The 12,126-nt window shown below is 59.6% G+C and carries 13 protein-coding genes; 4 read left to right on the top strand and 9 right to left on the bottom strand.

What is annotated here, in order from left to right:
• Positions 1-48 precede the first annotated feature (48 nt).
• Genes trpD through purN form a run of 3 tightly spaced genes read right to left on the bottom strand, consistent with a single transcriptional unit; the run spans position 49 to position 2,599 of the window.
• Complete coding sequence (trpD, locus tag GG26_RS08350) at positions 49-1,080, bottom strand: anthranilate phosphoribosyltransferase (RefSeq protein WP_011429527.1); 1,032 nt, start codon at positions 1,078-1,080, stop codon at positions 49-51.
• 29 nt (positions 1,081-1,109) lie between these two features.
• Positions 1,110-1,910 (bottom strand): PIN domain-containing protein, encoded by an 801-nt coding sequence (locus GG26_RS08345; RefSeq protein WP_011429528.1) that lies wholly within the window; start codon positions 1,908-1,910, stop codon positions 1,110-1,112.
• A gap of 26 nt (positions 1,911-1,936) precedes the next feature.
• A complete protein-coding gene (purN, locus tag GG26_RS08340) occupies positions 1,937-2,599 on the bottom strand; it encodes a phosphoribosylglycinamide formyltransferase (RefSeq protein ID WP_011429529.1) in 663 nt (220 codons plus the stop codon).
• 459 nt (positions 2,600-3,058) lie between these two features.
• Between purN and GG26_RS08335 the strand changes: the two genes are divergently transcribed.
• The 4 genes from GG26_RS08335 (at position 3,059) to GG26_RS08320 (ending at position 5,678) form a co-directional block, all read left to right on the top strand.
• Positions 3,059-3,529 carry a hypothetical protein gene (locus GG26_RS08335; protein WP_011429530.1) on the top strand — a complete coding sequence of 157 codons (471 nt, stop codon included), beginning with the start codon at positions 3,059-3,061 and terminating at the stop codon, positions 3,527-3,529.
• Positions 3,530-3,545: 16 nt separating this feature from the next.
• On the top strand, positions 3,546-4,124 hold the full coding sequence (gene aat / locus GG26_RS08330) for a leucyl/phenylalanyl-tRNA--protein transferase (RefSeq protein WP_011429531.1): 579 nt from the start codon (positions 3,546-3,548) through the stop codon (positions 4,122-4,124).
• Between the two features lie 91 nt (positions 4,125-4,215).
• Positions 4,216-4,398, top strand: coding sequence for a DUF3285 domain-containing protein (locus tag GG26_RS08325; RefSeq protein ID WP_011429532.1), 183 nt, complete (start codon positions 4,216-4,218; stop codon positions 4,396-4,398).
• A gap of 146 nt (positions 4,399-4,544) precedes the next feature.
• Positions 4,545-5,678, top strand: coding sequence for a histidine kinase (locus tag GG26_RS08320; protein WP_011429533.1), 1,134 nt, complete (start codon positions 4,545-4,547; stop codon positions 5,676-5,678).
• Here the strand turns inward: GG26_RS08320 and GG26_RS08315 are convergent.
• The 6 genes from GG26_RS08315 to GG26_RS08290 form a co-directional block, all read right to left on the bottom strand.
• Positions 5,644-6,144 carry a fasciclin domain-containing protein gene (locus tag GG26_RS08315; protein ID WP_414389923.1) on the bottom strand — a complete coding sequence of 167 codons (501 nt, stop codon included), beginning with the start codon at positions 6,142-6,144 and terminating at the stop codon, positions 5,644-5,646. The two genes, GG26_RS08320 and GG26_RS08315, sit on opposite strands and share 35 nt — an antisense overlap.
• Positions 6,145-6,278: 134 nt before the next feature.
• A complete protein-coding gene (locus tag GG26_RS08310; protein ID WP_099812397.1) occupies positions 6,279-7,589 on the bottom strand; it encodes a CO2 hydration protein in 1,311 nt (436 codons plus the stop codon).
• Positions 7,590-7,634: 45 nt separating this feature from the next.
• Positions 7,635-9,164, bottom strand: coding sequence for an NADH-quinone oxidoreductase subunit M (locus GG26_RS08305; RefSeq protein WP_099812396.1), 1,530 nt, complete (start codon positions 9,162-9,164; stop codon positions 7,635-7,637).
• Between the two features lie 40 nt (positions 9,165-9,204).
• Positions 9,205-11,040 (bottom strand): NAD(P)H-quinone oxidoreductase subunit F, encoded by a 1,836-nt coding sequence (locus GG26_RS08300; protein WP_011429537.1) that lies wholly within the window; start codon positions 11,038-11,040, stop codon positions 9,205-9,207.
• A 352-nt stretch (positions 11,041-11,392) separates the two neighbouring features.
• Positions 11,393-11,500: a photosystem II reaction center protein PsbM gene (gene psbM / locus GG26_RS08295; RefSeq protein ID WP_011429539.1), complete on the bottom strand. Its 108-nt coding sequence runs from the start codon at positions 11,498-11,500 to the stop codon at positions 11,393-11,395.
• A gap of 80 nt (positions 11,501-11,580) precedes the next feature.
• Positions 11,581-11,877: a 2Fe-2S iron-sulfur cluster-binding protein gene (locus GG26_RS08290; RefSeq protein ID WP_011429540.1), complete on the bottom strand. Its 297-nt coding sequence runs from the start codon at positions 11,875-11,877 to the stop codon at positions 11,581-11,583.
• Positions 11,878-12,126: the final 249 nt, after the last annotated feature.

Below are 12,126 nucleotides of genomic sequence, written 5' to 3'. Positions count from 1 at the left end.
TCACTGGGAAGCCCGCACTCTATGCGTCAGCATGAGTGCGGGAGTACGTCACGAAGCCAGAAAATTGACCAGCTTTTGCAGGCGATCCCAGGCAGCGCCGCTGGCAAGGATCTCCCGCGCTTGGGCAATTCCGGATCCCCAATCGGGAACGGCTCCGGCCACCTGCAGGGCCAAAGCGGCATTGAGGGCCACCACATCCCGCTGGGCAGGCGCTCCGGATCCTTGGAGAACTTGGGCGAGGATGGCGGCATTTTCCGCCAAGTTCCCCCCCTGGAGGGCCTGGACAGGTGCGGGCGTAAGATCGTAATCTCGCGGGTTCAAAACTTCTGTTCGTACCAGCCCACCGGAAAGGATGCCCAGATCGGTGGGCTGATCCAACCCGGCCTCGTCCAGACCTTCGCGGCTGTGCAACACCACGGCCCTTTCCCGCCCCAACAGACGCAAGGCCTCGGCCATCACCGGCACCAGCTCCGGGGCATAAACCCCGATCACCTGGCGGTTGGGATAGAGGGGATTGACCAGGGGCCCCAAGAGATTAAAGACAGTGCGAACTTTAAGGGCGCGGCGGTAGGGGATCACCGCCCGCATGGCCGGGTGCCAGTGGGGGGCAAAGAGAAAGGTGATGCCCACTTCCGCCACCGCCGCCCGCACTTGCTCTGGCTCAGCGCTCAGGTTCACCCCCAACGCCTCCAGCACGTCCGCCGAGCCAACCTTGCCAGAAGCAGAGCGGTTGCCGTGCTTCACGACTGGGATCCCGGCAGCGCTGACCACGAAGGCCACGGCAGTGGAAATGTTAAACGTGCCGGCCCCATCTCCCCCGGTGCCGCAAGTATCCACCAACAGGGGCAGATCCAGGGGGGATCCCAGGGAAGCTCGCTGCAGCACCCGCGCCATGCCGGCCAGTTCACTGGCGCTGACCCCCTTGGCTTGCAGGGCCGCCAAAATCGCTCCCGACACCACATCCGGCACTTGGTTGTGCAGCCAGCCGTTCATCAACTGTTCGGCTTGGGCTTCGCTCAGAGATTGCCGCTCCAGCAACTGTCCCAAAAGCTGGGGCCAAAGGTCAGCCGTTTCCGTCATGGGGCGGGATCCGGGTTTTCAGTAAGCCCTCATCCTAGCATAGGTCTGCGGGGGCTCTTTCGGCCAAAGCGGCTAGAGATCGCGCAGCCAAGGGTCCGAGACAGGGGCAGCCGCCGCCAGATCCCTTCGCTCCCCGTGGGATCCAACAAACGCCAGGCCAGCAACCCTGCTGCCGAGAAGAAAGCCAAAGCCAGCAGCAGCGCCAGGGAGTTTTGCACGCTTTTCCAGGCGAATCCAACCTGAGATCTCCGTTGAACAGGTCGGGAGCCCTTTTGAGCGGGGGAGGGTGGTTTTGCAGAAGTTGGGGAGGGGGGCAACGGAGCAGCGGGAATGGGAGGCCCTGGCAGCCGCTTCCAAGCCATAGCCACAGCCTGGGGGCGCTGGCGCTGGCGCATCCACCGGTTGAGCTCGGCCAGAGAGATGGCACAGAGGTTGGCAAGGCCCAGCCCCTGCACTCGCTCGACCAAGGGTCGGTCGTTGCTCACCACCACCACCAGGGATCCCGGCTGCTGTTGGGCCAGGGCATAGGCACACTCGGCAATGGCCTGCTCTAGGCGGACTCGCAGCGACTGCTCGCCGGCGTTGACTTCACCCACCAGGGCGCGGGCTTCTGAGACGGCAAATCCCAAACGGGGCCAGTGGCGCAAGAAGGCGCGCGCTGTCGATTCTTCTTGGGGGTCGATGGCCTGTCGGGTTAGGCGTTCTAGCTCCGCCATCACCGCCTGGGGCAGCACACACACCCCAAAACGGGCCCATTCCTGCCACAGAGCCGGGCGACCGGCCAGGATCGCAGAGCTGTCGAAAACGAGCAACGGCGAGATTTCGGCCATAGGGGGCGCCAGCGGCGGGCTCACCCTCAATTGTGCAGCTTCTCCGAGAACTTGGGGAGGCGGGATCCCTCGGCCAAACAGAGGCGGATGGCCAGCGGGTAGAGGCGGTGTTCCTGGGCCTGGATGCGCCGGTAAAGGGATTCCACCGTATCTTCCGGCAAAACCGGTACGGCTGCTTGCGCCACAATGGGGCCGCTATCCATTTCCAACGTGACCCGGTGGACGGTGCAGCCGGTGATTTTCACGCCGTACTCCAGCGCCTGCTCCACCGCCCGCAGGCCCTTGAAGCTGGGCAAGAGGCTGGGGTGGAGGTTTAAAACCCGCTCCGGATAGGCAGACAGCAACACTTGGGTCACCAAACGCATCCAGCCGGCCATGATCACCCACTCCACCTGATACTCCTGGAGCACTTGCAAGATGGCCGCGTCCAGCGCCTCCCGGCTGGCATAGTGCCGATGGTTGAGCAGAATACAAGGGATCCCTCTTCGCCGCGCCCGCTGCCGCACGTAGGCGTCTGGATTGTTGGTGATCACGACGGCAATTTGCGCCCGTAGCTCGCCAGCATCGATGGCTTGGGCGATGGCCTCGAAGTTGCTGCCGTTGCCGGAAGCCAAGATGCCCAGGATCCCCGGCTGGGGAGGAGCCGGGATCTCGCCGGGGTCTGGCCAGAGGAGGTTAGGCAAGTCCATACGAAAAACTCGAGGGAGAGTCCGCAGCCCCGCTATTTTAGACCCAGCCGGATTTGGCTGCGACCTGCTCTTGTCGGAGAGAGAGTCCAAAAACTAGGCTGCCACTGATGCTATCCAGCCTGTCCAGCACCGCTCAAACCCTGGGCAAGGAGCTGAAAGCGCTGAACTGAATTGTGCAAAAGCACGAGGTGCTGATCGCAGAAACTGATGCTGGCTCCCCGAGGAGCTCTGGCTCGCTTTGACAGGCGCAGCGGTGCTATCGAGCTCCGCCCGGCTTAGCTGCAGGAGGAAACGGGAGAGATACGCCAAGAAATGCTGCGGATGTGGCAAGGGATCTGCAATTGGTGGCGGGATTTTCTGGAGTTTCTGCAAAGATAGGCCAAGCCAATTCCAGGAACTGGGCCTGGATCTTTCGCGGGCTGGTCTAAATTGGGAAAGCATTGACCTTGGTGTGAGAGCATGGCTCCCTTGAGAAAGCGACAGCGGCGATTTTGGCTTTTTGGCCTGATCGTCCTTCTGGTCGGATTGATGGGATCCCTGACGCAAGCGCAGCAAAGCCTCACCCAGGCCCAGTTGGAGCAGGCCCAATACGTGCGCAGTTGCGGCACTTGCCATGTGGCGCTGCCCGCTCAGGTGTTGCCCACCGAAACCTGGCGACGGCTGCTACAGGATCCCAACCACTACGGCCAGCAGATCCAGCCCCTGACCGGCGTGGCTTTACAACTGGCTTGGGGCTATTTGCGGCCTAATTCCCGTCCCCTGCGCCAAGGGGAACCGGTGCCCTATCGCCTGGCCGAGTCTCGCTACTTCCGCGCTTTGCACCCGCAAGTAGACTTTCCCAACCCAGTGCGGGTGAGCGGCTGTGTGGATTGTCACCCCAAGGTCGATGCGGGAGACTTTGCCAGCCTCTCGCCGGAATGGCAATCTTGAGAGGCGCAGAGACAGCATGCAGGTAGATATAGGCGCTATTCTGACCGGATATGCCCAGGGCTACTTCCTCATGGCGGACGAAGAAACCGGATCCCTGGCCTGGTATGGCACCGAGCAGCACGCGCTGATCCCTTTGGACGAGCGGTTTCACTGTCCCCGTTCGCTGCGGCCTTTGGTGCGCGGCAGTTGCTTTCAGGTGCGGATCAACGGCGCTTTTGAGCAAGTGGTGGAGGGCTGTGCCGCTCGCCCCCAAACTTGGATTAGCTCGGAATTAAAGCAGATCTACCTTGCCCTGCACCAAGCGGGGTTTGCCCACAGCTTTGAAACCTGGCAGGGAGACACCCTAGCAGGCGGGATCCTGGGCATTGCTTTGGGGGCGGCCTTTATCGGCGAATCGATGTTTTACCGCATTCCCAACGCTTCGAAGGTGGCGCTGGTCAAGCTGGTGGAACACCTGCGGGAGCGGGGCTTTCGCCTTTTTGACGCCCAGTTGATGAACCCGCACCTGGCTCGCTTTGGGGCTTTTCTCATGGACGGACGGGATTACCAGGAGCTGTTGCAGCAGTGCCTGCGGATCCCTTGCCGGTTTGACTGAGCCAGCGCCCTGGGGGGCAGGGGGTATTTATCAAGAGGGGTGGATTGGGCTAGGTTAAAGGTAGTGTTCAGCTTTTGTTCCGGCCATCCCGATGTCGCAGCCCTCTCCTGTCAGCTCCACCCCTGTTGAGAAGGGATCCTCGCCTCAGGTGAGCTATACCCGCCTGGCTATGCGCAACATGGTGCGTAAAGGCAAAACCTCCCTCCTGCACTTCACTCTGACAACAGCGGGGTTGCTGGCAGTGTTGGTAGGGCTGGCGTATCTGTTTCACTGAGTTTCACTGCCTTTGATGTTCCCTCCTAAACTTTTCCCAAAGTTAAGTGTTAGGAAGGTAAAGGACGGGCAGCGAGGGAGCCGGGTTTCGTTGGCGGCAACCTCTGCTGCTGCAGACCTCATCTTTGGCCCTTGGGACTTTTGCCTATGCAAACTTCGCTAGATCGCACCTCCACCCGTTCTGGCATTCGCCTGCTGTTGTTTGCTCAGGGTCGAGCCAATATCGAGGAACTGGCGGAGCAATTGCGTCGGCACATCCAGGGGCTGCCGGGCCAGCATCCTGCCCATCTGAAGGTGGTACCGCTGGAGGAGCACCCCTACCTAGCAGAGCACTACAAGTTGGTGGTGACGCCAGCCTTGGTGAAAGCAGAACCCCTGCCGGCTCAGGTCTTGGCGGGCGAAGATCTGGCGACGCAGTTGGAAGTGTGGTGGCCCCGCTGGCAGGGTCAGGCGGCTTTGGTTTCCTACCAGGAAGAGGCGGGTCAAGATCCTGCTCCTCCCCCGACCACCGAGGCGTTGTTGCAAATGTCGGAAGAGGTGTTTTCGCTGCGCCAGGAGCGCGCCCAACTGCGGGAGCAGTTGGACTTCAAAGACCGTGTTCTGGCCATGCTGGTGCACGATTTGCGCAGCCCCCTGACGGCTACAGCCCTGGCGGTCGAAACCCTACAGCAAGGGCGAGAAGGATCCCTGGACAAGGCGGTGGAGCGGCAGTTGTTCGAGCATGCCCGCCAGCAATTGCGCAAGATGGACAGCATGATCACCGATATTCTCGAGTCGGCCCGTGGCAGTGCCTCGGAGCTGCGGATTCGAGCCGTGGAAACTCAGTTGGCCAGCCTATGCCAGCCAGTGATCGAGGAGCTACTGCCTCGCATCCAAGCCAAGCAATTGCAGTTTCAAGCCGATATTCCGGTCGATCTGCCCACAGTTCACGTGGATCCCGACAAGATCCGCCAGGTTATTTTCAACCTGTTGGACAATGCCATCAAGTACACTCCCGCCGGGGGATCCATCCGCCTCAACATCCTCCACCGCACCAGCCAAAAGGTACAGGTGACCGTCAGCGACACCGGCCCTGGGATCCCGGAAGCCGAGCAAGAGAACATCTTCTCCGATGCGGTGCGCCTATCCCGCGACCAACAGCAGGAAGGCTATGGCATTGGCCTTTCCCTTTGCCGTCGCATCGTGCGCGCCCACTATGGCCAGATTTGGGTGGAATCGATCCTGGGCAAGGGCAGCAGTTTTCATTTCACCTTGCCGGTGTATCGACTCTGCGGTCGCTAGCCAAGCTTTGGCCCTCGCTTTTCCCTGTTTCTCCCGAGAGCATGATCGGCCAGAACCAGTGGGGGCGCATCAGGATCACGGTGTCGATGACGTGAATGATGCCGTTGTCCGCCTCGATATCCGCCTGGATAACGGTGGCATTGTTCACCTCAAACACGTCCCCCTCGATAAACAAATCGATGGGGGATCCCTCTACCGAGCCTACACTCTGGTACTTGGCCAAATCCGCCTTTTTCAGGCGACCGGGCACCACGTGGTAACACAAAATGCGAGTCAATTGGGGGATGTTTTGCACTAGGGTGGTGATGGTGCCGGGGGGCAACTTGGCAAAAGCCGCATCGGTGGGCGCAAAAACAGTGAAAGGGCCAGGGCCTTTCAAAGTATCCACCAAGTTTGCCGCCTTCACGGCTGTAACCAAGGTGGAAAAACCCTCAGCAGAAACTGCAATATCGACAATATCAGGCATGGCCAAGATCCTTGTTTTGCTGAAGTGGGAATAAAGGTCTGGACGGCAGGTTCAGAAGAGCAGTTGGGTCCAAGCAGGATCGGGAAAAGGGAAAGCCAAAACCGACCACCTGAAATCGGCGTAATTGTCCTCAACTAGCGGTAGTTTTGATCCTGAATATAGGAGAGGCGGGCTGCCTCGCGGATGCCGTATTCCGGTCGGGTGAAGCGATTGAGCTGTCCCTCAAAATAACGGCGGTTCATCATCAAATGCCGCGGGTTGGGATCGTCCAGAGGATACAAGAAAGCGGCTCTCCCCGCCTGGATCACGGCTGAAGTAACGTTGTACATGGAGCGCTGGAAGCTGATCCCAAGCTGGATCAGCATGTCGTCTTCACCACGGCAATGCTTGCGGTAATACTCCACCAAATACTGGGGCAAAAAGTGGTACATATCCTGGTGCAAAAGGGTCGGCGGGATCCCGGCACTGCCCACCGGAAACTTATCGGCGTAGAGAACCCCGTAGTGGAAATCCAATTGGTTGGTGGGAACTTCGTTGGCTTGGGCGTTGTAGGACTTGGTGCCGCGGAAGGGAGAGGTGCGATAAAACACCGCTTCCACATAGGGGAAAGCCGCCTCGTATAGCCAAGTGAATCCTTTGGATTTGGGCACAATGTCGTACCACTCTCCTCGAATGCGCACCCGGTGATAAATGGGCCGCCCGGCAACGGCGAAGATCCCGTTAACCAAAAAGTTCATCGCCTCCGGCACGCTGGTGATTTTGCCCTCGTCGTAGAGATCGCTCATCTCAAAAAAGACGGGGGCCATCACCTCCCAAAACAGGCCCAGCACCGAATACATGGTGGCCTGGCGGCAGAGTTCCAGAAACATGTCTGGAAAGAGCTTGTACAGGCCGGTCAAAAGGGGGTTGCCCTGGCAGTAGGCGCGGATGGCGCGGTCGGCATTTTGCTTGTATTCTTCCGAATCCATATAGGGATCCAGCAGGCCTCCCATATCCCGGTGCCAGAGCATGGCCCGCATACATTCTTCGGCAAATTCCATGTTGATGCGGTCATGCCAAAGGTGATGCAAAATCCGCGGCAGCTTGCGCTTGAGCTCCCCTTTTTCCATGAACTCCAGCAGTTCCGGGTGGGCCGTAGCGGGGCCGCGCCAAATGCGCAAATCGGCATTATCCCCGGCGTAGTGGTTGGCCAGCTTCAAATATTCTTCGGGAATGATGAACTTAAAAAAGGGCAAGGGATCCACAAACACCTGCTCGGCAATGTAGAGCAGATCGCGCCAGTAAAAGTCCATCGGCACCGCATAGGCTTTGTAGAGGCCGATAATTTGCATCAGGTTTTCCGGCGTATCCGGCAGCATCGATCCCCCTGCCTCGAGGCGATGCACCACCTCGGCAAAGGGATGGGTGGAAGGGGGGAGCTTGGGCGTAACCAGGGTCGTCGTCATGGAAAAAGTCTCCAACTCTTCACTGCCTTCGGCTAGGGGAGAAAGTCATGAGCTTGCGTTGTCCATCAGGGATCCCTGCAGCAAACTGGAGGGAGAAGAATGTTCGGCTTCCGCGATGACAAGCGTCTGGGCTTGAGCCACCTGGGTGGATAGAGTAAAGGCCAAGGTTTGGGGCCATTTCACCAGGTTCATGGGCTGGATCCCAAACCAGACGATCAAGGCAGTTAAAAGAAAGCCCGGGATCCGCTCCCAACCTTGCACCCGGGGGTAGTAGGCGGTGCGGTTGTCCAATTTGCCGAAGCAGGTGCGGTTGAGCAAAATCACAAAATACACCGCCGTCAAGCCGGTGCCGCAGATGCTGAGCAACGTGGGCAACGGAAAATCTTGGTAGCTGCCCTGGAAGATCAAAAACTCGGCCACAAAGCCCACCAAGCCCGGGATCCCGGCGCTGGCCATGCCGCCCAAGATCAACAGGGCGCTCACGGTGGGCAGGCCGCGCAGAGGATTGAGCAGGCCGTTGAGCACGTTCAGATCCCGCGTTCCCACCTTGCGCTCCACCAGGCCCACCAGATCAAACAGCAGCGCCAGAATCAGGCCGTGGGAGACCATCTGCACCATCGCCCCCGTCAGGCTAATCGGCGTGGCCGCCGCCATACCCAGCAGGATGTAGCCCATATGGCCGATGGAGCTGTAGGCCACCATGCGCTTGATGTCTTTTTGGGCGATGGCCGCCAAAGCCCCCGACAGCACAGCAATAGCCCCCCACCAGGCCAGCAGCCCACTCAGATCGGCCCAAGCCTGGGGAAACAACTGCAGCCCAAAGCGAAACAGACCATAGGTGCCCAACTTGGAGAGCACCCCTCCCAGCAGCACCGCCACCGGCGGGGAAGACTCGCCGTAGGCGTCGGGCAGCCAGGTGTGGAAGGGCACCAGCGGCATCTTGATGCCAAAGGCCACAATCAAAGCCAACAGGGCCAGGGTTTGGGCAGCGGGGCCCAGGGAGCTGATGCGAATCTCGGCCAGCTCAAAAGTATGGGGATCCCCCAGCCAGTAGACGGCCAGAAACGCCCCCAACAGGAAGACGGCGGAAACAGCGGTGTAGATCAAAAACTTGATGGCGGCATAATCCCGCTTGGGGCTGCCCCAGATGGAAATGAGCAAGTAGATCGGGATCAGCACCAGCTCGTAAAAGAGGAAAAACAACAGCAGGTTCTGGGCGGCAAAAGCCCCGTTGACCGACCCACTCATCAGCAGAATGCAGCCGTAAAAGAGATTGGGCCGCTTGGTCTCCGGCTCAGCCGTCAAAATGGCGATGAGAGTGAGCAGCCCGTTCAGGGCCACCATCAACAAAGCCAGCCCGTCCAAGCCCAGGGAGTAGCTCAGCCCGATTTGCGGGATCCAATCCCACCGCTGCTCCCACTGAAAGCCGGTCGCCTGCACGTCGAAGCGGGTAAACAGAAATAGCGAGATGGCCAACGGGATCCCGGCCAAGACCACCGCCAGCTTGCGCCCTCCCAAGCCCAGGAACAGCAGCAGGGATCCCAAAATCGGCAACACAATCAAGGCACTCAGCATGGTCTTTTCCCTCTTTCTTAAGGACTCCGTCCCCCTCTGCCTAGAGAATTAGCCAGCCCAGCAGGGCCACCCCCACCACAATCGTCAGCACATAGGCCTGCAACTGGCCGGAGGTGGTGTATTTCAAAACCTGACCTCCTGCCAGCACAACTAAGCTGGTCAAATTCACCACGCCGTCCACCACGTAGCGGTCAAAGAGGGCCGTAACCTCAGAAATGATGCGCACCACAAACACCACGCTGGCGCGGTAGAGCTTGGGGGTGTAGAAGTCGTTGGCCAGCAGATCCTGCCAGTCGGCCAAGAAAGCCCAGTCCACTGGCCGCCGCCCCCGCGGCAGGTACAGCCAGGCTCCCAACGCGATGCCCGCCAAGCTGGATCCGGCCATCACCGCAATCGGGATCCCCTGCAGAGCCGGCAAGAGATCCAAGGCCGCCAGAATCATCGGCACATGCAGCGTCACCCCCATCATGGCCGTGCTGGGCAACATCATCGGCCAGTGCACCTCTGGGGAGCGCTCGCTCATCTGCTGCGGCTTGCCTCCCCAAACCAGGCCGAATACCCGCGTCAGCCCCAGCGCCGTTACCGCGTTGGTGACCAGCACCACTGCCGCCCACAGCCCCTGCCCCGATTGCGCCAACTGCTGCCACAGATCCGTCAGCACCCAGAAGGAGCCGAAAGGCGGCAGGGCCACCATGCCGGCCATCCCCGTCAAAAAGCACAGGCCGGAAATGGGCCGCCGCGACCACAAGCCCCCCAGATAGCGCAGATCCTGGGTAATGCTGTTCCAGATCACCATGCCCAGCGCCATCACCAGCAAGGCCATCGCCGGGGCATAGGTGAGCAGCAGTTGGTAGGCCTGTTGCGTGTGTCCTGTGCCCACCGCTACAAAGATCAAGCCCATGTAGGCGCTCACCAGGTAGGACAAGGCCCGCTTGGCATCAATTTGGGCCAGGGCCACCAGGGATCCCCCCACTGCCGTCAGCCCCCCGATCACCAGCATCAGCCGCAACACCGTCGGGGAAAGCTCATAGAGCGGCTGCAGCCGAATCAACACCCAAGCTCCTGTGCCCACCACCACCGCATTGCGCAAGATCGTAGAGGGGATCGGCCCTTCCATCGCCTCATCCAGCCACAGATGCAGAGGGAACTGGGCACACTTGCCCACAGGGCCGGCCAGCAACCCCAGCCCCACCAAGGCGATCAAGTTCGGATCCACAGAGATAGCTCCTGCCTGCACCGACTTTGCCCAAGCCGTCAAGTCCTCAAACTCCCAGGATCCCGTCAAAGGATAGATGGCGATGACCCCCATCAAGAGCAACAGGTCGCCGATGCGCTTGGTTAGAAAAGCATCCCGGGCCCCAGTTACCACCAGCGATTGGTTAAACCAAAAGCCCACCAACAGGTAGGTGCCCAGAGTCAAAATCTCCAGGATGACGTAGCTGAAAAACAAAGAGTCGCACAGAGCCAGAGCGCACATCCCCCCCTCAAACAGGCCCAGCAGCGAGAAGAACCGCGCCCAGCCCCAGTCCATTTCCATGTAGCCAAAGCCGTAGATCTGGGCCGCCAGGTTTAGCCCCGTCACCACGGCGCAGGCCCCCAGCGTTAGCGATGAAACCTGCAGCGGCAGCTCCAACACCAGATCCCCTACCTGCAGCCAGGGCAGCCGAATCACCTGCGCCGGCTGATCCCAAATCGCCACCAGCGCCCCCACACTGTGCAAGAACGCCACCAAGGTCAGCAGCGCATTTAGATAGCCCGCCGGTCGGGGGCCGGTGCGCCGGGTGATCCCAGGGGACCAAATCAACGCCCCCAGCCACGCCACTAGCGCATAGAGGGGAATTAACCACGCGGTTCTGACCAGCCCGTCCAAACTCATAATCCTCCTTACGGCCAGGAATCCCGCCTGACCCCATCGCCTACTGAGATCCTGTAAAAAATCTTAAGAGGCATCCTAGTGGCAAACTAGGATAGATAAAAATCAAGTTTTCCGATGAAGGCTATAGATTTCTAGCTAGGGAAGCGGAAACCTTCTCGCAGGCAACACAGACAGGCAGGAACCGTTGCCGGAGGGCTCCAGGTGGAGAGGGCCTCGGCCAAGGGACAGCTTGGCGCAAAAAGTAGAGGGATCCCCTTTTCCAGCGGGGATCCCCGTCGAGCTTTGGATGTCATCGTCGACTGTGAGCCTTGGTTCCTCAGCAGGAGGTAAGACTTGCCTTCATGGGCCTAGGTCAGCTCTCCGACTTGCTGGAAGTCTGCACGTACAAGATCACCAGGAAGATCGAGGGCACCAGAATAACCAAAATGGTGGCCAAAAGGCCCAGGTAGTTCGTCTCCATAGCTGCACACGCCGCAAACCCAACTGGCAGCTAGCATACCATTCTCAGGTACGCCTTGCCCAAAAGCGGCCAAGCCGGCTCTAGGGTTTCGTCTTCACCGCAACATCCCCCAATACCTTCGTCTGGCAGGCGAGACGATAGGTATCGGGCTTGCGCTTGAGCTTGCGGTTTTCCGCCTCGGTGCGGGGAGAGAGGTTCTCGGCTCCCTCGACAATCTCCACCACACAGGTGCCACACTGGCCGTTGCCGCCGCAGTTGAGCAGCTTGGCCATCATCTTGTAGAGGTCGATCTGGTTCTCCAGCGCCTTCAAGCGCAGGTTAGCGCCTTCCGCGACGACGATCTCTCTATTCTCGTTGACAAAGCGAATCGTTGCCATAATCTCGCCCGAAACCACGACACCTTTCAGATTGAGCCAGGAAAGCTCCAGGGTTTGCTAAGTATTGTTACACTTTAAATCATATTTTTAATCTTTGGCGAGAGATCTGGGAAGATGATGGCAGATAAGAGGGCATCCCGCCTGAAGCCGCTCAGGTCAGTTGCGTTTCGTTATACTGTTTGATGCCTGTGATGAAAATTCTGAGAGCGATGTCCTCACTGGGTGCGCTCTTGGGTTAGGTGGGTGCGG

This window comes from Synechococcus sp. 'PEA 65AY6A-5F PE A' (genome assembly GCF_047462575.1).
Lineage (GTDB): Bacteria > Cyanobacteriota > Cyanobacteriia > Thermostichales > Thermostichaceae > Thermostichus.
This window is presented reverse-complemented; position numbering and strand designations above follow the sequence as displayed.